The following is a 23,164-nucleotide window of genomic DNA, read 5'->3' on the forward strand; positions in this document are numbered from 1 at the left end:
CAGATGAAAAAGTCATGCCGGAAAAATGATACCGGATAGAAAAAAGTCATTTACGACAGTCAGGTCGAAAAATGACTTTTCGGTGTTAACCGCTTGTACTTATTAATATTCGCGTGTCGGGAGCGCTTCTTTGGCCTGCTCGGATGTGAAGGTCGTTTCATCCGTAACGATGCGGGCTTCGATCTCTTTACCGTCCACCACGGCCTGAACAGCTTCCATTAATTGAGGTCCGAGAAGTGGATTACATTCCACGATAAAATTGATTTTGCCATCGGCAGCTGCCTGCATGCCATCTTTCACAGCATCGACGGAGATAATGGTAATGTCTACGCCCGGCTTCAATCCTGCAGCTTCAATTGCTTGAATTGCACCCAGCGCCATATCGTCATTATGTGCATAAAGCACATCGATTTTTTTATGGGCTTTAAGGAAGGCCTGCATGACCTCTTTACCTTTTGCACGGGTAAAGTCACCCGTTTGTGAGGCAATGACTTTCAGTTTAGGGTTGGAACCGATGACCTCCATAAAACCTTCCTGCCGATCGTTCGCAGGTGCAGAACCCGTTGTCCCCTGCAGTTCAACGATATTGATCTCTTCCTGTGTATCCTTATATTGATCGCTCAGCCACTGTCCCGCTTTGCGTCCTTCTTCTACAAAGTCAGAACCGATAAACGTCTTGTACAGCGATTTATCCGGTGAATCCACAGCCCGGTCTGTCAGAATGACAGGGATACCTGCATCCTTAGCTTCTTTTAAGACCGTATCCCAACCAGACTCGACCACAGGAGAGAACGCAATAACCGTCACTTTCTGCTGAATAAAGGAACGCAGTGCTTTAATCTGATTTTCCTGCTTCTGCTGCGCGTCCGAGAACTTCAGATCATAACCGGCTTCTTTGGCTGAATCCTGAATCGATTTGGTGTTCGCTGAACGCCAGCCGCTCTCCGCACCAACCTGGCTGAAACCGAGTGTGATCGTTTTGGCGCTGGCCGGCGCACTTCCGTTTTCCCCTGCCGGTTTACCTGGATCTGTGCCGGCTGCCCATTACCGCTGTTACAAGCTGTGCTGACCATCATAACCATCGCCAGTGCGATGGTGAGTCCCCACTTTTTTTTGCTTCGCATCATGTGATCCTCCCTTGTTATGTTCACCTTATGTGGTGTGACCACATTATAAAACGCTTACAACGTTCACGGACATGGAATGTCATGCGGAATTTATGTAATAATTTAGTAATTGTGGAGGACATGTTATGAAAATGTGTAATTTTTTTCGTTTATCGTGTACTATTTTGCGATGAGCTTCCATCGTTCAAATTCATGTTATAATAATGCTACCTTTTGATCCTGATCCCTTCAGATGGAGTGGAATATGTTGAAAATTGTTCAATGGATTGCTTCAAGCCTCAGGCTTAAATTACTCAGCATGTTCATCATCCTCAGCTCTGTACCGCTAATCATCGTTGGATTGATATCTTACCAAAAGTCCTATACTGTCGTTTCAAATCATAACAAAGCCTCCACACAGCTGGCTGCGGATCAGCTTGCCAGAAACATTGACATCATGTTCGAAGATACCGAGCGGCTGCTGGAATTGGGTAAAAATCCACAAGTTCTTCAGTATTTGTACTCCCAATCCGAGTCATATACCGAAGCCAAAGCCATCCTGCAGACGTACAATCTCTACCGGGAAACCTACAAATATGACAAAGTGCTCAATATTTCATTTGTTAACTTCTATGGCAAAGGGCTCAGTGAACGAAAAGGAGTATTCAAGCTGGAGCGCAACCCGCTTCGAAATCCCTATTTTCAGTATCTGGTCCAGTACCCTGATGCCATTTTGCGGATACCTCATGCAGCACCCTATGCCGAGCACAACCGGTTGGATGGATTCGCATACCCTAAACAGAATGCGCTTTCAATTATATCTACGGTCAAAGAACGCATTACTCATGAAGTGATCGGCTTTATTGTGATTGATATGAATGATGCATTCATTGATGATTTTTTGAGAACAACGACTATCAAAGATTCGGGTTTCTTTTATATTAATGATCAATATGGACAAACACTTTTTAAACCAGCTGCTGACCAGGCTTCTCTGGCTATCATCAACCAGATCAACTCATTTCCTCTCCACGCACAGCAGGACAGCTTTAATCTGTCTGCAGGGTCCAAACCTCAGTTTGTCGTATACAGCACGTCCAAGCAGACCGGGTGGAAAATTATCGGGGCTGCGCCCTTTCAAGAGATTATTGCCGAGGCCAACAGCATTCGCCAGTTAATTATTATCAGTGTTTCATTAAGCGCATTCTTTGCTATTTCTTTGTACTTTTTCCTGAACAACCGGCTTATTCATCCGATTCAGATTCTGATGAATAAAATGCGAAAGGCGGCGAACGGTTACCTTGAGGTGAAGGTTGCTCCCACGGGATCGGACGAAATTGCGGACTTAGGGCAAAGTTTCAACATCATGCTGGAGAAAATTAAAACGCTGATTGACCAAAGCATCAAGGAAAATGAACAAGTCAAAATAGCTGAACTGCGAACGCTGCAGGCTCAGATTAATCCGCATTTTCTATACAATACGCTGGAGTCGATTATCTGGATGGCCGAAGCCGAAAAAAAAGAAAGTGTGATCCAACTGGTTCAAGCTCTCTCCAGGTTCTTTCGTTTGAGTCTAAACAAAGGCTTTGACTGGGTATCCATCCAGACCGAGCTGGAGCATGCCCGAAATTATCTGGTTATTCAGCAGATGAGATATCACGACATTTTAACATACGAAATCAAAGTAGATCTTGAACTTCAGGAGTATCCGATTCTGAAAATGACGCTGCAGCCCCTGATTGAAAACGCCATCTACCATGGCATTAAGAACAAACGTGGTCAAGGGCTTGTGTCTATAGGAGGTTACGCTGACGATACGAGCATCGTGCTTACCGTTCAGGACAACGGCGCCGGCATGACCCCTGAACGATTGGCCCAATTGAGAGAAGAACTGGAACAGCCTGCAGGCTCTCGTTCGCTTCTGGGAAATGAACAGGAAGGCGGATTCGGTCTGCTCAATGTGCATCACCGGATTCGACTCTATTTTGGCCCGTCCTACGGTGTTGAGATGGACAGCACCTATATGGAAGGCAGTACATTTAAGATTCGCATTCCAAAAAGCAAGGAGGTTCGGCATTGAAAAAGGTGATGATTGTCGATGACGAAATCGGTATTCGTGAAAACATACGTAACGGCGTGGATTGGGAAAAGGAAGGTTTTCACTATTGCGGAGATGCACCGGATGGGGAACTTGCCCTGCCTTTAATCGAAGAATGGGCACCTGATATTCTCATTACCGACATCAAAATGCCGTTTATGAACGGGTTAGAGCTGGCCTCCATCGTCCGGGGGCAGAAGCCAGGGATCAAGATTATTATTATGAGCGGTCATGATGAATTCAGTTATGCTCAAGAGGCCATCCGCCTGGGGGTCACCGAATATTGTCTAAAACCCGTCAGCGGGGCAGATCTTCTTCACATTTTGCATCAAGTCAGCCAAAAAATCGATGAAGAGCAGCAGCAGCTGACAAGCCTCACGATGACCAAAGAAAGGCTGCTTGCCGATCTATGCGGCGGACTTATAGGTACAACCGATGCCATCGATTCAGCCAAGCGGCTTTCGCTCCCTCTTTCAGCCAAAGTCTACACCATCGCTATTGTGGATATCAGAACGCAGGATGATGCTCAGCATCCGGAGCTGTTATTGAATAAAGTACGGCGTGTCCTTGAGGACATCTGCGGCACTCATGTCGAACTTCTTCCTTACATTCGGAGCCGAACCGAGCTGGTGCTGCTGCTCAAATCCAATGCGGAGGATCGGATCACGGCTTATCTGGAACAGCTCCGAGGGCAGGTACGCGTGGAACTGGAACAGCAGTTCCACTGCAGCATCACTATCGGTATTGGCAGTAATCAGGAGCGTCTGCAGGGGATTCATGTTTCGTACCTGGAGGCGGATGAAGACAAGTATTTTGCCCGTCTGACCCAGCAGAACAAAGCTTCGCTCCGTGAACTTCATCTGGATGAGAAAACCCATATTTTGCTTGATCGCAGTCGATTTCTTGATTTTCTGAAGATTGGCGACCCGCATTTGGTGCACAGCTTTATACAAGAATTCGCTGCTCCATTACAGTCGATTGACTGGAATTCCTCATCCTATGGCTTCTATCTGTTAAATGATCTAACCCTTGAGTCTTTTCGACTCGCAAATCAGCTGTTTCGAACGAGTGCCAACCCAGACGAAAATATCCGGAATCTGCAGCAGATCATTCAGAGGATTTCAAACTGGGAAAGCTGTACGCAGTATCTATGCTCACTGTTGAATCTATTATGGCAGTGGAGAGCCGAATCCTCTGGTAAATACAGTGATGTCATTGATCAAGTCAAAGCATATGTCTCGCAGCATTATAATAACGAGCAGGTGTCGTTAAAGATGATTTCTGCACATGTACGCATCAGCCCTAGTCATCTCAGTAAAATTTTCAGCCAGGAAACCAGTCAGACAATCACAGAGTACTTAACTCAGGTAAGAATCGGCAGGGCCAAGGAACTGCTGAAAACAACGAACAACAAGACCTTTGAGATTGCTTATCAGGTTGGCTATAATGATCCGCACTATTTCTCGAATATATTCAAAAAAACAACGGGATTTACGCCGAAAGAATACCGCACGCAGGGGGCAACCGTATTCAAGGAACCACAATCAGATCAGAGAAAAGAGTCCGTGTTATGAATAAAGTCAAACAGACCTGCTTGTTCATGCTTGTGATGCTGCTTCCATTAACCATAACTTCTTGTTCAATGGCAGCTTCCGGTTCAGTTGATCTGCATTCCAGGACCAAAGAGATTAATCTTCATGCGGCTTCTCCCGCTGAAAGGCCTGCAGAAAACAAAACATTTGGAATGATCTACCCGATGACACATAGGGCTTACGAGATGATCACGATGGATGCTGCGCAGTCTGCTGAGAAACATCAGATCACGCTGGCCGTGAATGCCCCCGATGAAGCGAGTACGGAGCAGCAGATTCGCATTTTGGAGAACATGATCAAGCAGCGGGTTGACGGCATCGCCATTTCACCTGTAGATGCCGCCGCGCTCACTCCTGCAATTAACAAAGCCAGAGAAGCCGGTATTCCTGTTGTCACGTTTGAATCCGATGCGCCTTCCAGCAAGCGGACTGCCTATATCGGAGCAGACAACTATCGTACAGGGCAGCAGTTCGCGATGACCACAACAAGACTGCTCCATGATGAAGGCATGATTCTGGTCGAAAGCGGTCTGGAAGAGATGCAGGGTCTGCAGCAGCGGCTGAACGGATTCGTTGATTATATTCGCAGTGAAACCGACATTGAAATTTTGGAGGTCAAGTACAATCAGGGCAGCGAAGATCGAGCCGTGAATGATATCGAATCCATGATTGACGCCCACCCCCATTTTAATGCCGTCGTTGGGCTGGATTTTATATCCGTCTCAGCCTCTGCCCTCGTCTGGAAAGCAAAAGGTCTGAATCGGCATCTTATTGCTTTTGGTGACAGCCCGATCAGTGAAAAAGGACTGCTGAATGGGCAGCTGTCAGCCGTCATTTCGCAAAATGAGCGGGTGTGGGGAACAGAAATCATCGAAGCACTACTCCGTGCAGCTGAAGGAATTCAAATCGAGGAATTCACGGATACAGGAATAACGGAAATTACAGAGGCAAACCAGAACCAATAGATCAATAGAAAAACCCCATAGAGCGACCTTAAAGAGTCCACTCTATGGGGTACCGTTTCATCCTTTACTTCATCATTTCCTGACACAAGATTCATCCATTATCGATTTCTGGAGCACGCAGTCCCTCAATCAGGATAAAAAGCGTAAGTGCTTGTCCATAACCCATTGGACTGATCGGTATTTCTTTATAAAACGCAGCATCCTGCCCTACAGGAGTTCCGTATGATACCTGCTGTACAACTCCAGTCGTATCGATCTGCCGCAGCACGGCTTCAAGTGCTCTCATACCGGTATTCCGATAGGACTCATCCAGGTAGCCATAACGGATTCCCTTCAGAATACCGTACCCGAATGCAGCCGTTGCCGAGGTTTCTTTATACGAATCAGGATCATCCAGCACCGTGTGCCACATCCCGTCCTCATGCTGCAGTTTGCTAAGTGCTCTGACCTGCGCCGTCGCTGTATCCAGAAGATAAGCCTTCAGTCCGTCTTCGATGGGAATGATATGGAGGAAATCCATAACTCCAGCCGTATACCACGCATTACCTCTTCCCCAATGAACCGCACCATAGTTATGATGCTCATTGAAATCCCAGCCGTGATAGAACAGCCCTGTTTTTTTATTGTATAGGTATTTAATATGCACAAGGAACTGCCGCTTGGCCTCTTCTACATACGATGCTTTCTTGAAGTGCACCCCTGCTTTGGCCAAAAACAGCACTGTCATAAAAAGCGTATCAATCAGAATCTGACCGTCATTGGCATCCCCCGTAATCATATGCTGAAACGCACCATCTCCGGTTCGCAGCAGTTCCTCCATAATCCAGCTGCTCCATTCTTCACAGACACGTTCGTATTCCTTGTTCCCGGTCAGCTGGCTTAGCGACATTAAAGTGAGAAGCGGAGCGCAGGTATTTACATTTTTTTCGGGCAGCCCTTCCTTCAGTCTTGCATCGTACCAAGATTCAAGAAAACGCAGCACCTCAGCATCTTGGGTCGTTTCATAGAGCTGAAGAAGGCCGTAAAGTCCAACCCCTTGCGGCCATTCCCATAGATGGATGTCGATTAGTCCAATGGGAAATTGTTCATTGATACTTGTGTTTTTCATCGATTTCATCGCATCGGATACTTTGCTTATTTTCTCCAGAAGCAGTTCTTGATTCAGCATGTTAGCCCTCACTCCCTAGATTTATTACGCAGACTTCAACGCGTCATGTTCTGGATCTGCAGCTGTCCCCTTACTCCGTAACCGCCATGTATGATTTCCTCTCCTTGAATAAGAAAAGGCTTGTTCATTCCCCACTCTATCGAACCATATACAGGATCAGTCAAGCTGAGCGTCAGAGAAGTACTGTCGAATTGTGGGCCTGCCGAACGAACTTGGTTTATAAAAGCATGAAATGATCCGAATTGCTGTTCGTTTCCTGCTCTTATGATCCAGGCATTACGCAATCCATGAGAAATAAGCTCACGCTCTCTCGTTACACCGTTCTTCTCCATACTCATCCCGTTAGCTGAATAGAGAGCCGCATATCCTTTATTCAGACGGGCAAAAACCCAGTTCTCATGCTTCACCCACTCTGTGAAAAAGCTCGTCGGAAAATAAGCATGTGTCCAATCCGCAGTCTGATCTGCCGGAATATCAAACATCATCAGAGCTATGCCCTCATGCTGCACAACATTGGGAAGGATGCCATTCCCGGCCCAGAAGCAAGGGCGGCCATCTCCATGCTTGTATATTTCGGCGGGATGATTCACCCAGACCTGCGCTTCAGGCGATAGAGACAGGTGGTTGACATGCTCCTGATACCCCGGCTTGCCTGCTCGAAAGCCTACAATGGAAGACAGGGCATATTCCGCTGTTCGATAATGATAGAGCTTGGCGTACCCTCCCTTACCCTGCTGATTGGTGAACGTCAGCTGCTGATTTTCCCCAAGCGTCAGATGCTCTTGATATGCCGCTGGAGGAATATAATCGGATAAACTTAGCGCCACATTGCTGATCGAATAATTATTGACATGACCGACTCCATAACCGATCCAGCACATGGAAGTTGTTCCCGCAGCATAACTTCCCAGCAGTTCCTTCTCATAGCTGCGGCCGAACGTTGTAGACATCACACCCTGATGCATCTGCACCGTTATATAATAAAATAACAAATCCATTGCCTTTTTCGCCTGCTGCCGGAGCTGTTCATTGTGTGCAAATTCATAGATATGCAGCAGTCCGACGGCATCAATCGGAATGTATGCGCTTGAGTTCCATTCTGCCAAGCCTTCATCCATGAAGCGCTCAAACCATAAGGCAAGCCTCTGTTCTGCTTTTTGACGGTGTACTTCACCGGATTCACCACTGTTCGTGAACACTTCTTCCCCGAACAGCTGTCCCGCTAACAGCTCATTCGTGTGGAACAACAGCGCATGGTTTTCGCTGAAGAACCACATGACATCATCGCCGGGTTCGTCAATCCAGTATCGATAGTTCAAAATACTCGCTTTTACCCGATTCCAGAACGACTCGCTGAACAAACCGCTGTTTCGTTCATCTCTCCATAGGCGAAACAACCCGACCAGATAAAAATCACTGCAATCCTTCCGCTGCTCAATGCCTTCTACACCTTCAAGCAGCATCTTCTCCGCTTCCTGCCTATTACCATTGGTTTTTAACATGGCAATCGCCGTATGAATGTTAGGACTGCCCTTCTCGGCAATACATCGCAGAGCCAGAGATTTGCGAGCTTCAATATCCGCAGCTTCCAGAGCAGCCTCATCATAACCGGTATCGTAGGATTGACAGCCGAACTTCTTCGTCAGTGTTACGTTTGAAACTGAAATGGTCAGCGTGAAGTACACGTAATGATGGCCTATTTCATTGGTATGGCCCAGAACCAGATCTTTCTCCTTCTCAGCGATCTGTATCGTCTTGTTTTCAGTGCCATCAAAGAAGTTCCCATACTGGATATCTATCTCTCTAACGGTATCTGGCAGAGGACGCGGAAGTCTAAGCTTAATCTGCTCACCCCGAAAGAGATCTGAGGGAAAATGAGCCTGTTCCAAGGCACGCTCTGCGGATTGCACAGGCTCCACTAAATGAGAAGCAATAGGCAGCGAAATATGCAGTTCTTCATTGCCAAGATAATCGAGCGCAAAGGCATACATCGTATCTCGCTCGGCCAGGTCCTCCCAGCAGGCATAGATTTCATTGATTCCTGCGGAAAGCTCAGCATCTATAATAATCTCCTGCTCCTGGTTGCGAACGAGCGGCGCAAAGTCAGTCACCTGTTCTCCATTGATCCACAAGGAGAGACTTCCGTACGTTTTGATCCGGAATGAAGCCTTATGGCCGGTCGGAGAGACGAGACGTGTCGCCGCATAACTGCGCAGATGGGTGGGTACAAACCAGAATCCTGATTTCTCTACTCGCGGATTGCCCCAGGGAGAATAAATCTCCCATGGCATCTTAGCTTTCACTCCATTGAATGGGTCTCCCGGGCTCGGAAACTCACTCCATTGTTCAAAAAACCGGGGCGCAGCCTGCGATCTCCTCATTTCAACAAATTCCTGCCTGCACGGGTTCTCATGAATGGCAAAACCATCGATAAGCCAATCATTAATATCTCCCTCCATTGTAGTTGGAACAAAGGCTACAGGCTCTGTATAGATCCCGCTGGTTATCCAGTGATTAATGACCTGACTGCTGCCTATTTTCATTGGCTTGTAATTCAAAGTGTGCATCCCGCTGCGGGTAGATTCTAACATTCAACTCATCCTTTCATTCCTGAAGTAATCATGCCGCTGACAAAATAACGCTGGAAAACCATAAAAACAATCAATACCGGAAGCATCGTGATGACGGACATTGCAAGCAGGCTTCCCCAATCCACGTTGTATTCACCAATAAAATTAGAGAGCGCAAGCTGGATCGTATATTTGGATGGATCGCTAATAGCGATTAACGGCCATACAAAGTCATCCCATCTCCACATAAAAGAAAAGATGGCGAGTACGGCAAGGATCGGTTTGGCTATAGGCAGAATAATGCTCCAATAAATTTTCCATTCTCCTGCTCCATCCATGCGTGCCGCTTCCAGCAGCTCATCGGGTACGGTCAGCAAATATTGGCGCATAAGGAACACACCTGTCGGTGTGGCTGCAGGCGGGATAATGATTGCAAGCAGACTGTTATATAAACCAAGTGCACTCAGCACTTTGAAGATGGGAATCATGATAACCTCAATCGGAATCATAAGTGTTGAGATGAATGCAATTAATATAATCGAGCTTCCCCGGAATCGATACTTCGCGAGTGCAAAACCAGCCATGGAATTGATCAGGAGCAGCAGCAGCGTTGAGGACAGCGTTACGATGGTACTATTCATAAAATACAAACCGAAATCGCCTTTTTTGAAAGCCTCCTTGAAATGTTCGAAGGTGACTGGATCCGGCCATAACTTGGGAGGAAAACTGTACAGATCGCTATTCGTCTTCAGGGCAGAGATCACCACCCACAGCACAGGCAGGAGCCACAATACTGCGGCCGCACTTAACAAACTGTAGATTGTAATTTTGGCTATAGGTTTCATGACCATCAGACAGCTCCTCCTTTCGATAAACGGAATTGAAGTGCCGAGAACCCACCAATGAGAATAAACAGAATCACGGACATCGCGCTGGCCAGACCCAATTCCTGCCTGTTGAAACCAATCTCATAAATGTATTGAACAATGAACGTTGTCTCTTTGCCTGGCCCACCGCCTGTAAGCGCAAACATAAGTGGAAATGCCTTGAACGCATCAATGAGACAAAGCATAACAACAAGTAAACTCGTAGGCTTCAGAAGCGGGAGCGTAATGTAACGAAACACTTTCGAACCTGTCGCTCCATCCAAGCGGGCAGCCTCATAATAATCTGTAGGGATTGCCTGCAGGCCTGCGATGAAAATGACCATGAAAAAGCCCGCGCGTGACCATACTGTCGCAATAATTACAGCTGTGTTGGCCCAAAACGATGACGTTAAGAAACCTACCGGCTCCGCACCTGCCATCGTGAGCAGATGATTCAGAATGCCAAATGAATCTCCGAAAATCCACTTCCAGGTCAAACCTACGATGATGTAAGAAATCATCGTTGGCCAGTAAAATATGGCTCTGAAGAATCCGCGCATTCGAATCTCGCGCGCAAGCAGCAGGGCAATGCCTAGAGCCGCCGCATAAATGAGCGGAACAACTATGACGGCATAGACGCCAGTTCGTCCGATCGTTGACCAAAATTCCCGATCTGTCAATATCTTGAGATAGTTGTCCAGTCCATTGAACTTCATCGGATTCAGTCCATCATAGACATGAAAAGAATAGTACAAGCCCAATAACGATGGAAATACGATAAAGGTGCTGAAGATCAAGAGATTGGGAAGTATAAACAGATATGGAGCGATGACGAGCTTCCTGTTCTGTCCTGCCAATGTTTTATGATTGGATCGTTGTCTTTCACTCATCTGCGTGCTCCTTCCTTATGACTTCATTATGAGAGGGAGGCTTAACTGGAACTGTCAAGCCTCCTTATGTGATTCCGATGTGACTTTATGTTTTGTATGTGGCTTTATGTTTGGCTTGAGTCCGGCCTAGCATTTTATTGACTGCCAATGGCTTCATTAATCTGCTTAGCCATCTGATCCAGTGCTTCCTGTGGAGCTGCTTTATCGGATAACACGTCCATAATATGATTTTTCAAATCCGTTGAAATTTTGGAGATCAGCGTCTGTCTGGACCAGTCGTTCGCTGCAAGCGGCGAACTGTTTTTCAACTCGTCCGAGAACATTTCAAACATGTCCTTCCCAAATTCATAATTCAAAGCAGCACTGTCCTTCCGCGGACTCATGAAGAGCGACTCCTGATTATATTTGGAATTTACTTCTTTGGACGTTAAATATTCGATAAATTCGGCAGCCTGCTGCTCCTGTCCGCTTCCCTTAAAAGCCATAAGAAACTTTCCGCCCGGAACGGAAGAACGCTGTGTTCCTTTGGGCATGTAGGTCACGCCCCACTCGAAGTCGGTAATATCCTTGTAATTGCTGATCATCCAGTTGCCAGCCCAGTGAGCTGCTACCGTACCGGAACGGAACAAGTTATTCGGATTCTCTCCACCCAGCCATACCGAATCAGGCATGATCCCCTCTTGATGAAGCTGCTTGAACATCTCCATGGAACGGATTCCTGCCTCACTGTTAATCGCTGCCGCACTGCCATCCTCCGTTAAGATGCTTCCGCCATGCTGGTACAGCAGCGTGGACCACCGATGTGGAGTGACATCCCAAACCATTCCATATCGTGCTCCACCTTTGTCCATCACCTGTTTTAATGCAGCGATATATTCATCCCACGTCCATACCTCTTCCGGAGAAGTGGGTACTTTGACACCGGCTTTATCAAATAACGTTTTGTTATATATCAATCCATTTGCCGTGACATCCATCGGCGCTGCTGCCAATTTGCCATCCATAACATAATAAGGTTTGAGAGAGTCAATAAATTGATCCTGGAATTGTTCCACGTTCTCCACGTAAGGGGTGAGATCAACTGCCTGATTTGCAAAAGATCCCGTATCCGTCACCCGGGCCAGGGCAGGCGGCTTGCCACCTGATAACATCGTTTTCAATTTGGTCTGGACATCCTTGAAGCCGACTTCAATCAGATTGATTTTCACATTGCTGCCGCTCTGCTCGTATTCTTTAATGATTTCTTTGATCACTTCTCCTTCTTTTCCATCAGAGAACCATAAGAAATCGAGAGCAGCCCCTTTTCCATTTGCGTTGTTACCTGCATTACCGCAAGCAGTCAGCATCATGAGCACTACAGTTAATAGAACACTGATGCGTATTTTAAACTTCATTTTTCTATTCATATCAACATCTCCTTGAGAGGAATTAGTGGTTTTTCACTGCGCTAAGCAGTTCGTTTTTACGAAACAACTGTGGTGAAACCCCCACATATTGTTTAAAAGCTCTGCTGAAATACACAGGGGTATTAAAGCCCAATGTCTCGGAGATCGCCAAAATCGATGCATCCGTCGACAGCAGCAGCTTTTTGGCTTCTGCCACCCTTTTGCGTATGACATAATTGCTGATGGTATATCCCGTCGTCTCTTTAAAAGAATGACAAATGTAGTATTTATTCAAATGCAGTGTTTTGGACAGCTCATCGAGTGAAACATTCTCCGCATAGTTCTGGTTTAGATAATGCAGAACCCGGCTTACACTGGTCTGTTTCTGTGATGAGAGTAAGATGGGATCAACGGACTGCTCGCTGTTCATTTTCCGGTAAATGCGCAGCAGCAGCTGCGTAAGGATCAGTTTCACCATAGTTTTACATCCCGCGCTGCGGGCATCCATTTCCTCTTTAATTCCCTTAAATGTATTGGTAATGTACTCGCGCTCTTCAAGGGACCAGTGCACCAATAGTCCGTTTGGATGGTGAAATATGGATATCAGATTATCCAATTGACTAAGTTCAAGCAGGTCGAGCAGCAGCAGTTCCGTAAAATTAACAAAGCTCCGCTTGTATACAATCTCTCTAGAAGGGTTAATCCGGTGGGGTACGCCTCCTTTAAATATGAACATGTCTCCGGGCTTCGGCTTGTAGATTCGATCACCGATTAGAAAGGTCGCATCCCCTTGGATAAAATAGTGAATCTCATACCCGTTATGCGTGTGAACAGGCCATTCATCCTGAAAATTGTCTGCTTCCGAGCGCACATAAACTTCATTTTCCTGCAGTGCCATATTCGTCGGGGTGTGTATGGTTAACATTCATAAAGATCTCCCTTCTCAGAATATAAATAGCAATATAGTTTAATAATTTAAAATGATAGCGCTTTACAATGAATTGTATCACAGTTATTTCGAACTAATCTGAACAATATTGCTGTATTGTTGATCACAATTGTTGCAAATGAAAGAAAGAATTTCATATGGCGGCATGCCGGAAACAAAAAAACCGCTTTGCAGCCCTAAGGCTGTCAAGCGGTACTAAACTAATATGGACACAGATATTGAGATGGATACTGAGATTTAAGTTTTAGGTTGATATTCGATGCTGATCCAGATTAAGACAGAGCTTCTGTATGCAGTCGATGTTCATATTCGTGCTTCAAAATACTCATCACGATGCTGTCCCGATATGTTCCACTCTTATATATTTTGTTCCGATAGCGGCCTTCTTCTTGAAATCCGCATTGAACATAACACTTATGAGCCGACTGATTATACTCATACGCTTCAAGTTCCAAGCGATTCAGATTGAGTTCTTCGAAAGCGAACTTCTGGAGCATGCGAATCGCTTCGCTGCCGTATCCTTTGCCCAAATACTCTTTTCTTCCAATCACGATAGCTAACGAAGCAAAACGATTTTTCCAATCTATTTTATACAGGTCAATCTGACCTATATATTCAAGTGATTCTCTCGCTCCGATAACAAAACTTTTATTAGCGGCCTTCCCCTGAGCCATCGTTTGAAAAAAGGACTCGGTCTCATAACTCGAATGAGGGTACAAGAAATTGTCTGATAAATTTGCAGTAATGTCCGGGTCGTTGACCCATTGTCTCATATACTGCAGATCGTCATCCTGGTATTCTCTGAGTACGATTCGTTCTCCATATATACGAGCCATCGTCGTTACCTCCCCGATTGTCTTCTCGCCTTATCCTTCTTTATTAACGTATCGATGACCAGACCCAGTCCGGTCCAAAAAAGCAGATGCAATCCACAAATGAGCGGCTTAAACAAGTACGTTGTTTCCGGGTTCGTATTGATGTGAGTCAGCCATCCGTTTAGCAGGGAATTCATTGGATTCGTCAAATAAATCAAAATATTTTTATCATCATTACCGGATAGATTGTTGAAACACACCAGCAGCGAGAAAAGCACAAACCAGAAGGTCAGCTTTTTGAACAATTTCATCTTCGCCTGACTCTCCTTTCTAAAAACCTATCCCATGTGATATCATCAGCCTCAGAACTGTTATTCAGCTGTTTATATACGACAGCGGAAGGCTCGAACCACCTCACCATCGATAAGCTCTTCACTTACACGTTGGAAGCCAAAGGATTCATACAACGCACCTGCAGCCCGATTCTCAGGTCTATGTCCAATGATAATGCGTTCGCAGTTCAATGTCCTCTGCATCCACTGCACCAAAGCAAGGAGGCTTTCTTTTCCATATCCTCTGCCCTGATACTTGCTGTCGATCATCAAAGCTGGAAGCCAGTAGTCTCCCGCGTCATGCACCTGATCAGAGTACACTGCAAAACCGACCAGATTCGAGTCCTTATAGATTGCCATGGGATGAAAGTCTGTAACAAATCTGGATTCAGCCATCCAGTAAACAACCGGTGCCGGGAACCATTTTTTCTGTTCTTCACTTACCTCCAGCCGGGTACAAGCAAACCAATCATCCGTCGAAACAGGTCTTACCTGAATAGTCATTTGAAATTCCTCCTGAATGTTTTCTTATGCACGTATTCAACTGCCGTCTCATACCACATCACTCCTTTCAGGGAATTCAAACCATTTCAACGTCTCAAATCAAAGCATGTTTGCCATTAGTTCAAGCCAAAGCTGGTCTGCAGGGTCCATTTTAATCTTCGCAGCCATTCCTTCTTTCTTACTTCCTCATATTGACAGAAGTTCGCTTCTGGTTAGACTCCCAGCTGATCTTTAAGCTCAGAGAGTACAGGGCTGTGCTGCATAAGCTCAGAGATTTTATGATCATTGGCAGCTAACGTTTTTTGAACCGCTCCCGTCCCTTCCGCCTTCCAGACTCCATATATATACTTGGAAAAAGCATATCCATTCAAGGCATACCCGCTGTCCTGCAGCTGTCTAAACAATTTCACACTTTGCCCGGTCTTATTAATATCTGCCAGAATACATGCCAGATTATTTAAAGCAATATGGATATCTCTCTCTGAGTTTCTTGCAGTGTTAAGGTCTTCCCAGCTGCCTATAATATGATTGTCTTTGACCGGCTTTAATAAAGACCAGTCGATCTTGTCTACCAAATGCATTGTCTCATCCAGAAGCAGATCCGCTTCAGCTCTTTCATCATCACTTGAATGATACAGATAAGCCAGACGCTGTTTGTAATATGTAATCCGGGCAAAAAGAATATTGGACCACAGCTCATCTTCTTCAATGAGCTGTTTCATGTTTTCCAGTGCATCGGCCATCGCACTGTACCTCTCTAATACCCAGAAGGTCCCGCATAATGCCCGGTGGCTCTCAAATCGAACACCCCGGTTACATTCCAGCTTTGGTGCATGAGTACAAGCATACTGATACCAGTCAATCCAATAATCAAAATAATGACCTAGAGACAATGATAGCGCTTGCGTTGAATCGGAAACGATCCAGTGCAGCTGTTCGGGGGCAAGGTATTCTTTGCCCCATTCGAAAAAGGCCCGCTGATTAGTGTACAGCGGCTCCGGCTCTCTTAACAAGGCATAGCCGTCTGAAACATTCCAATATACCCATCCGCGTTCATTAACAGACAGTTTGCTGGATTGTTCATATTTTTTCAATAAGTCGATCATGCCCCTATGATCCCCTCGAACTACTGTATCTTGAAAAGCATGAATGATATTCATCCTGATCCTCCTTTTTACAGCGGCTTCATGCCGCAGGCGGTTATGAAATTCATCATGGCATAGGCTTCAGGCGAGTGATTGATTGCTTCGGAGGCCTGCTGCAGCTGGGCGAACTCCTCCGCGCTGATGATCCCTTTGTCAGCAAAATGTATAAAACGATCGAGATTAAACTGATGTTTGAAACCTTCAATGCCCAGTACATCACTGTGCTGCAGCACAGCATCGATGTCAACATCGACGTAACCATTCTCGGAAAGCAGCCGCGGCAGGCTTCTGCCAATTAAACGATTCCCGCCATGCTGTGAAACATAGTCCGAAATTTTCATTAATACCGTGTGGAGAGCCGGTACATCCGGATTTACCGCTCCAAAAATGCCATCATCCACATCAATAATGGCAAGGCGGCCGCCAGGCTTCAGTACGCGCAGTATCTCCTGTGCAGCTTCGGCAGGATTGTTCAAGTGAAGGAAGATAAGTCTTGCCACGACAAAATCGAAAGAATGATCAGGCAGCTCCATCTCATAGATGGAAGATTCCACAAACTGCAATCGCTCAGTGGGGACATCTTTCAGTCGTTCTTTGGCCTCCGCTTGTAAAGAACGATCAATCTCCAGCGAAGTAATTGCGCTGTGCGGCAGGCTGTTCAACAATTGCTCTGTGATGTAACCAGGTCCGCTTCCAACCTCTAATACGCGCATCCCATTTTTCAAACCATACCACTCTAAGTTCCGGAATTCTTTGGACCATCCCATGACTGCCTGCATCCTTAACCTTTCCAATTCCTCCTCAAAACCTAATACGGCTGTTTGAATATTATATGTTGAACGCTGATCACTCATAATATTTCTCTCTCCTTCTTCATTTGGAATGGTACAGAAATTAATATATCTATACTTTCTTCTTTCCCAGGAAAAGAGCAACCTTGTGCTGTTTATCTATCGTCCCACCTGCATGATCAATCGAATTTTTGATTCGCTCCAGTAGTGAACCCCGAACTTCCTCAGAAAGCTGCTGATGCTTAGAATTAGTATTTAACAGCGCAGCGTACTCCTCACTTGAACAAGACTGAGTCCAGTTGTACTCCTTAACGACAATATCCGTGAACCAACCGGATTGCTCTGTCATTTGTCTGCGCTCCTGAATGACTTCATCAGGTGATGGATACCGGGCATCATCGAGATGAGGAGCCAGTGCTGCGTAATGGGAACGAATTTCGTTGTGCAGCGGATCAAAGCCAGGTACATGAATCGTCCAAAAAAGGCCAATCCCCCCTGTATTCTCAAGCAGTTCCCAAGCACGACGATAACCTATTTCAGGATCAATGAAGTGAAAGGCTGTTCCTGATACGATTAGTTGAAATTGCTTTCCTTCGTTATTCCAGTCCTCAAAAGAAGTGTTAATCACTTGGATCGAGGGATATGCCTTGAATTTGTCTGCGGTGAACTTTGCGAGGTTACTGCCGAGTTCAATACAGGTAATGTTCGTATAATTCTTGCTCACTAATCCGCCTGTCGCTTGTCCCGTTCCACATCCGATTTCAAGTATAGGATCTTCTTTGTTCATCTGCAGGTATGTAAAAATGTCATCAAACATCGCACTTGGATAAACGGGTCTGTACCGATCATATTCACCTGCTACAAAATTAAACGTTTCCTTGTTTTCCATTCCAGCAGCCTCCCATGACTATCAGCTTTGTTTTATTTTATATTGACTAAACTTACCATATCTTATTATTCTTGAACATAAGAGAATAAATCTATTAATAATGGAATCAATCCGGTTAGCAGCATCATTTCGTGAAGAATAGGGGTGCTCCTGTGAAAAGTATTTTTAATCCCGTGCATGCAGCTGCAATTACTGCGCGTATTGATCAGCTTAAGGAAGATGCCGCACCTGAATGGGGAACGATGCAGGTTTCTCAAATGCTGGCTCACTGCTCCGCTTTTCATGATATTCCCTTAGGGAACACGTTTCCGCCTAGAGGACTGCTTGGAAGACTTGTTGGGCGGTTTGCCAAGCCGATGTTCTATAATGAAAAGCCATTACCGCATAATATGTCGACAATTCCGACGATCGTTGTGGATGATGATCGAGTGTTTGGGACAGAGAAAGAAAAACTGAAACAGCAGATTATCACTTTTCAAGTAAACGGCCGGGCACAATGCTCCCGCCACCCCCATCCTTTCTTCGGGAAATTAACCGCCGAGCAGTGGGGTCAAGGAATCTACAAACATTTGGATCATCACCTGCAGCAATTCGGGGTTTAACTGTTATCCCTTCTCCGTAGTCCTTTTCCAGATGCTCATCATCCCCTCCTATACTGTACCAACTTCACTATCTAAAAATAGGATAAGCTTCCTATTTTTTATTTTTATCGTTTATAGCATAAGAAGGCCTGCCTCGCTCCCTTCGTATCATTCCTGTTTACAAAATGATCATTCCGTTCCGCTTGACATTGATAATGATTATCAATAATGTGGAAGCAGTATCACACCATTACTCCAGAAGTAAACGCTAAGCACATTTGAAACGGGGCAGGTCATGTGAACATAGACGTTAATCAACTAGCAGAGCATTTTGCTCATACTCCTTTTCAGGTTAAAGGAATCTATCGGTATGCCCGAATCCCTGGCGTGCCGCACGCTGACTACACAGATTCTTATCCCGGATTTGTGTTTCCTCTCACAGGAAAGATCCAATTCCAATTTAATGAGATGCCTTATATTCTTTCGCCGGGAAAAGTCGTTCACGGTGGTGCCAGAATGAAACTGGCTAAAAAAACATTCCACAACACCCACTGGGAATACATTCTTGTTTTATACGAGACGTATGGTTCAGCGCTTGAAGGATCAAGCTTTTCCAACCAGCATTTTGAATTACCAACGGGGCAATCCCCTCGCCTTACAGAACTGATTATGCAGCTCTGGCAAGTGTATAATCAGCGTGGAGGTCTTTCGAAGTTTCAAACGGAAATGTTATTTCGTGATGTACTGAATGAAACCCTCGTGTCTGCTGTACATCGACAAACCAAATCTGACTCTTCTACCTTGTTTGAGCAGATCTCCCGTTACATCCATGAAAACTATTATTTAAATCATACCACTTCATCACTGGCAGAACAGTTTGGTGTTAATCGCAACCGGATCTCGTACGTCTTCACCAAACATTCGGGTATGGGTCCGGCAGCATATCTGTCCCAATACCGTATCAAGATGGCCAAAAAGATACTGCTTACGAGCCAAGAAGCGATACATCATATTGCACAAGCTGTTGGTATTCATGATGCATATTATTTCAGCAGAGTGTTCAAGAAACTTGTGGGCTGTTCTCCTGCCGTATATCGTCAAAGATTCATCAATAATCCATCCAAACTTCAGCAGCCGTCCATTTGAAATGAAGGAAGAGCTTCGTATACTTATAGACAAGCTTAGAGAACTTCAATGAACAGACAGAAAGTCTAGATAACAGAAGGAGGAATGATGATGCAGTATCAAATTATAAAACCGATGGAGGAACGAACTAAAATTACGGAATATTGGTCTCCAAAATATATTGGTGAGATGAATGACTATCAATTTAAACTCGTCAAAATGATCGGAGAATACGAATGGCATGCTCATGAAGAAACAGATAAATTATTCGTTGTGCTTGATGGAGTAATGATCATTGATCTGCGTGAGGGTCAAGTGAAAATTGCCAAGGGCGAAATGTTTGTGGTTCCAAAGGGACTTGAAATCAAACCTTCTGCCGAGAGCGAATGTCATATCATGCTGATGGAGCCTAAACAGGCATAACATAGAAAGGAGCTCACCATGCTCCTTTCTTTTTTTACTGGACATAACGTCTATATAAACACTCTAATCATTAATCATTTAGAAAACCATGACAAATACGGTTCAATACGCAGTGCTTCTTCTACCCAGCTTCATGATGTGACGATTGGTGTTAAACTTTTACTTTTACTTATACTTTTACTCTTTACTCTTTACTCTCTATTTTTTATGCACAGCCAGTGAGGGTCACAACGGATTTCCCCGGAATATTGACAATAAAAGACTGCTCTTCTTCCGCAGCTGTAATCCTCTCCTGACAATTTAGATCCAATTCTGCATTCGTCACATAGGACTCCATCGTGATAATGGGGCCTCTCAAACCCAGCTGATGAAGGTTAACCTGAATACACTTGTCCTGTTCACCGTGATTCACAAAAACAGCTGTGACTGTCTGTTCTCCCTCATGGATATAGGCCGAGCCGAGCAATCCGCTGTCCGCTTCTTCACCAAGCCCAGTTAAGTCTACTCGCTTCGCGCCAGGCCGAATGAATCTGCTGTAATTGCCGAGCACCCACAGCATTTTAGAAGTCAGTATATTTTGCTCGTCGCCAGTTTCCTTATAGTTCGTATAGATCAATCCATCCTTGTAATCTACTTTGGAAACTGCAGTCCACCACTGCCAAGCAGCTGCACTCGCTTCCACAAGATCAAAATGAATCGTTCTCGCAACATGCAGCGCAGGCTCGATACCCAAATCACGTCCAGGACCATAATCGCCCAGAATGCAGTATTCCGTTACCCAGTACTTGCTCTCTTCATCATAATGTTTCAGGTTGGTGTACAGCAGCTTCCTCAGTCTAACCAACCGATCGTCCCCGGGATTGCTGTAGTCAGACCAGTATGAGTGGGAAGCGATCTTATTTCCTATGGCTTCTTTCACCCGGGGATCACCGATCATGTCCTTTATGTATTCACGATACTTCCCTGTCCCGAGCTTGTTAGCTCCGCTGGAATACGTGCCGCTGCCCGCGAATTGACGATAATATTCATCGTCCAGCAGCGACGTGATTTCCACACCGTCTGGTGCACTGATCCGCGTCTGCAGCTCCGTCTGCTGCAGCTGGCGGTACAGTTCGAGAATCACCTGCTTCAGGTCATCGTTATTGTAACGATTCCCCTCCTGCCAAGCCTGATTCCAATCCCAGGTCGGCTCATTAATGGGACTGATGTAGTCGAAGGCAACCCCATTTTGCTTGAAGTGCTCTAACACATCAATGAGATAAGCGGCGAACTTCCCTTCATAACCTGGCTTCAGATTGGTTGAACCAACTTCAGGATCAGGCTGCGCATGACCATTTTTGGTCATCCAAACCGGAGGGCTGTTGACAAAAGCAATGAGTGTTTCGACGCCCCGCTCACGGGCAGCCTGAAGAAACCACTGCTGACCCGATTGTTTACTCCAATCATATTCATCTTCCTCCGACATTTTGAAAGCCTCTACCCGTCTCCACGGGTCAGGAATCTGATCCTGATCCGATTCTGTTGAGCCTGCGCCTATGTTGAAGCGCCAAGCGGACAACCCGATTCCTTTTTCTCTGGAAAATAACAGATCGGCAATCTGTACTTTGTTCTCCTCGCTCCAGTGTTTCCCGAGCGGTTCCATCGACCACGCATCCGACGCACCAAAATTGTCTACACTCTGATAACATGTCTCCCCATTGATCCTGACTTGTGCATCCAGCTTCACTTCGGATACATGCTTATCTCCCTGCATCTCTCATCCTCCTCTTTTCGAATCTACTTATTTAACATCTGTACCAGCGAGCCGCTGCATTGTAGTGAAATAGAAACCGATTAGAGACTGCCATATACTACTCAGACAGCCTCCTCTCAATTCAATGACCTTACAAATTAACAAGTAAAATCAGCAGTTCGTGACCTGTTCCGTCTGCTCTTATCCTACAAGCCCTGAACGTTCCACACTCTCAACAAAGTGACGCTGCACGAACAGATAGATGATAATAAGCGGCAGAATCGCCATCAGTACACTTGTATTCATCATCATGGACATGAAAAATGGATCCTGCGTATAGGATGCCGCGGCCTGCCCCCCGCCTGTCAGATACGTAGCAATCGTAAATCCGGAGGACGACATCATCGACGACATGACTTTCGGTTCGTTCAGGTACATGTTGGTGAAGAATGAGTCATTCCACTGCCATACGAACGAGAACAGCATGACCGTAACCATGGAAGGTATCGCATTCGGCAAAATAATACGTCCAAACGTTTTGAAATATCCTGCGCCATCCACGTATGCCGCCTCTTCAATTTCACGCGGAATACCTCTGAAGAACTGGCGGAAAATGTAAACATACAAACCTGTTTTCACGCCCATTCCGAGTGCTGCAGAGATCAGAAACGGCCAATACGTATTAATCAGATTAGCCGGACTGCCGCGAAACAGTTCGATCAAGCCCATGACGTCAAAATTTTTAAAATTCAGATAGAGCGGAATCATGATCGTCTGGGAAGGCACCAAAATGGTGAAGATTACGGCAGCAAACAGAAAACCGCTGCCTCTGAACTTGATTCTTGCAAACCCGTAACCTGCCAGCACACAGGTTATCGTCTGAAGCAGCATCACCGCAGAAGACAACCATAGCGTGTTCATCAGCACGCTGGGATAATTCATCGCCGTAAAGACCAGTTTAAAGTTTTCCAATGTAAACGTGCGCGGAATCCAGATCACCGTGGGATCATACAGATCGGACATGCTTTTAAAGGAAATCGATATTTTCAGCAAAATCGGATATAGAATGACAAATGATATGCCAAAGATCAGGACAAACCGAACCAGAATCCACGCCCACTTTTTAATCGCTTCAAACCAGTAGGCCGTGGAACCCAGGCGCTCCAGCCATTCCTTCTTCGCAGGCGGCTGTCCTGCTGCGGTTTCAGTCTTCATGTCAGGCCTCCTTTTTCTTGTTC

At 45.6% G+C, this 23,164-nt stretch carries 22 protein-coding genes; 6 read left to right on the forward strand and 16 right to left on the reverse strand.

Annotated elements, in window-relative coordinates; genetic code table 11:
* Positions 1-102 precede the first annotated feature (102 nt).
* On the reverse strand, positions 103-975 hold the full coding sequence (locus ABXS70_RS14045) for an ABC transporter substrate-binding protein (RefSeq protein WP_366296653.1): 873 nt from the start codon (positions 973-975) through the stop codon (positions 103-105).
* Complete coding sequence (locus ABXS70_RS14050; RefSeq protein WP_366296402.1) at positions 876-1,127, reverse strand: hypothetical protein; 252 nt, start codon at positions 1,125-1,127, stop codon at positions 876-878. The genes ABXS70_RS14045 and ABXS70_RS14050 overlap by 100 nt, the downstream gene beginning before the upstream one ends.
* A gap of 244 nt (positions 1,128-1,371) precedes the next feature.
* On the opposite strand from ABXS70_RS14050, the gene ABXS70_RS14055 reads away from it, so the two are divergent.
* From ABXS70_RS14055 to ABXS70_RS14065, 3 genes are read left to right on the forward strand one after another with little or no spacing between them, the layout of a single operon-like run.
* The gene (locus ABXS70_RS14055; RefSeq protein ID WP_342555648.1) at positions 1,372-3,186 is read left to right on the forward strand and encodes a sensor histidine kinase; all 1,815 of its coding nucleotides are present in this window, start codon (positions 1,372-1,374) and stop codon (positions 3,184-3,186) included.
* A gap of 5 nt (positions 3,187-3,191) precedes the next feature.
* Positions 3,192-4,778, forward strand: a complete 1,587-nt coding sequence (locus ABXS70_RS14060; protein ID WP_342556308.1) for a response regulator — start codon at positions 3,192-3,194, stop codon at positions 4,776-4,778.
* Entirely contained in the window at positions 4,775-5,761 is a 987-nt protein-coding gene (locus ABXS70_RS14065; RefSeq protein ID WP_342555647.1) for a substrate-binding domain-containing protein, read from the forward strand. The genes ABXS70_RS14060 and ABXS70_RS14065 overlap by 4 nt, the downstream gene beginning before the upstream one ends.
* Positions 5,762-5,852: 91 nt before the next feature.
* Here the strand turns inward: ABXS70_RS14065 and ABXS70_RS14070 are convergent, their stop codons facing one another.
* The 12 genes from ABXS70_RS14070 to ABXS70_RS14125 all read right to left on the reverse strand — a co-directional run bounded on the left by ABXS70_RS14070 (position 5,853) and on the right by ABXS70_RS14125 (position 18,065).
* A complete protein-coding gene (locus ABXS70_RS14070) occupies positions 5,853-6,929 on the reverse strand; it encodes a glycoside hydrolase family 88 protein (RefSeq protein WP_342555646.1) in 1,077 nt (358 codons plus the stop codon).
* Between the two features lie 35 nt (positions 6,930-6,964).
* The gene (locus ABXS70_RS14075; RefSeq protein WP_342555645.1) at positions 6,965-9,520 is read right to left on the reverse strand and encodes a hypothetical protein; all 2,556 of its coding nucleotides are present in this window, start codon (positions 9,518-9,520) and stop codon (positions 6,965-6,967) included.
* 5 nt (positions 9,521-9,525) lie between these two features.
* On the reverse strand, positions 9,526-10,350 hold the full coding sequence (locus tag ABXS70_RS14080) for a carbohydrate ABC transporter permease (protein ID WP_342555644.1): 825 nt from the start codon (positions 10,348-10,350) through the stop codon (positions 9,526-9,528).
* Entirely contained in the window at positions 10,350-11,255 is a 906-nt protein-coding gene (locus ABXS70_RS14085) for a sugar ABC transporter permease (RefSeq protein ID WP_342555643.1), read from the reverse strand. The genes ABXS70_RS14080 and ABXS70_RS14085 overlap by 1 nt, the downstream gene beginning before the upstream one ends.
* Before the next feature lie 134 nt (positions 11,256-11,389).
* Positions 11,390-12,661 (reverse strand): sugar ABC transporter substrate-binding protein, encoded by a 1,272-nt coding sequence (locus tag ABXS70_RS14090; protein WP_342555642.1) that lies wholly within the window; start codon positions 12,659-12,661, stop codon positions 11,390-11,392.
* A gap of 22 nt (positions 12,662-12,683) precedes the next feature.
* A complete protein-coding gene (locus ABXS70_RS14095) occupies positions 12,684-13,565 on the reverse strand; it encodes an AraC family transcriptional regulator (RefSeq protein ID WP_342555641.1) in 882 nt (293 codons plus the stop codon).
* A gap of 296 nt (positions 13,566-13,861) precedes the next feature.
* The gene (locus ABXS70_RS14100; RefSeq protein WP_342555640.1) at positions 13,862-14,425 is read right to left on the reverse strand and encodes a GNAT family protein; all 564 of its coding nucleotides are present in this window, start codon (positions 14,423-14,425) and stop codon (positions 13,862-13,864) included.
* Between the two features lie 5 nt (positions 14,426-14,430).
* Positions 14,431-14,715: a hypothetical protein gene (locus tag ABXS70_RS14105; RefSeq protein ID WP_342555639.1), complete on the reverse strand. Its 285-nt coding sequence runs from the start codon at positions 14,713-14,715 to the stop codon at positions 14,431-14,433.
* 72 nt (positions 14,716-14,787) lie between these two features.
* Entirely contained in the window at positions 14,788-15,240 is a 453-nt protein-coding gene (locus ABXS70_RS14110; protein WP_342555638.1) for a GNAT family N-acetyltransferase, read from the reverse strand.
* Between the two features lie 212 nt (positions 15,241-15,452).
* Positions 15,453-16,400: a hypothetical protein gene (locus ABXS70_RS14115; protein ID WP_366296407.1), complete on the reverse strand. Its 948-nt coding sequence runs from the start codon at positions 16,398-16,400 to the stop codon at positions 15,453-15,455.
* A gap of 14 nt (positions 16,401-16,414) precedes the next feature.
* Positions 16,415-17,239: a methyltransferase domain-containing protein gene (locus ABXS70_RS14120; protein WP_342555636.1), complete on the reverse strand. Its 825-nt coding sequence runs from the start codon at positions 17,237-17,239 to the stop codon at positions 16,415-16,417.
* Positions 17,240-17,288: 49 nt separating this feature from the next.
* On the reverse strand, positions 17,289-18,065 hold the full coding sequence (locus ABXS70_RS14125; RefSeq protein ID WP_366296409.1) for a methyltransferase domain-containing protein: 777 nt from the start codon (positions 18,063-18,065) through the stop codon (positions 17,289-17,291).
* A 152-nt stretch (positions 18,066-18,217) separates the two neighbouring features.
* On the opposite strand from ABXS70_RS14125, the gene ABXS70_RS14130 reads away from it, so the two are divergent.
* The 3 genes from ABXS70_RS14130 to ABXS70_RS14140 all read left to right on the forward strand — a co-directional run bounded on the left by ABXS70_RS14130 (position 18,218) and on the right by ABXS70_RS14140 (position 20,194).
* Complete coding sequence (locus tag ABXS70_RS14130) at positions 18,218-18,667, forward strand: DUF1569 domain-containing protein (protein WP_366296411.1); 450 nt, start codon at positions 18,218-18,220, stop codon at positions 18,665-18,667.
* 276 nt (positions 18,668-18,943) lie between these two features.
* On the forward strand, positions 18,944-19,792 hold the full coding sequence (locus ABXS70_RS14135; RefSeq protein WP_366296413.1) for an AraC family transcriptional regulator: 849 nt from the start codon (positions 18,944-18,946) through the stop codon (positions 19,790-19,792).
* Between the two features lie 90 nt (positions 19,793-19,882).
* A complete protein-coding gene (locus ABXS70_RS14140) occupies positions 19,883-20,194 on the forward strand; it encodes a cupin domain-containing protein (protein ID WP_342556307.1) in 312 nt (103 codons plus the stop codon).
* A gap of 205 nt (positions 20,195-20,399) precedes the next feature.
* Here the strand turns inward: ABXS70_RS14140 and ABXS70_RS14145 are convergent, their stop codons facing one another.
* Positions 20,400-21,947: a glycoside hydrolase gene (locus ABXS70_RS14145; protein WP_342555632.1), complete on the reverse strand. Its 1,548-nt coding sequence runs from the start codon at positions 21,945-21,947 to the stop codon at positions 20,400-20,402.
* 180 nt (positions 21,948-22,127) lie between these two features.
* Entirely contained in the window at positions 22,128-23,141 is a 1,014-nt protein-coding gene (locus tag ABXS70_RS14150; protein ID WP_342555631.1) for a carbohydrate ABC transporter permease, read from the reverse strand.
* Between the last annotated feature and the right edge of the window lie 23 nt (positions 23,142-23,164).

Origin of the sequence: Paenibacillus sp. AN1007, assembly GCF_040702995.1 — a bacterium.
Lineage (GTDB): Bacteria > Bacillota > Bacilli > Paenibacillales > Paenibacillaceae > Paenibacillus.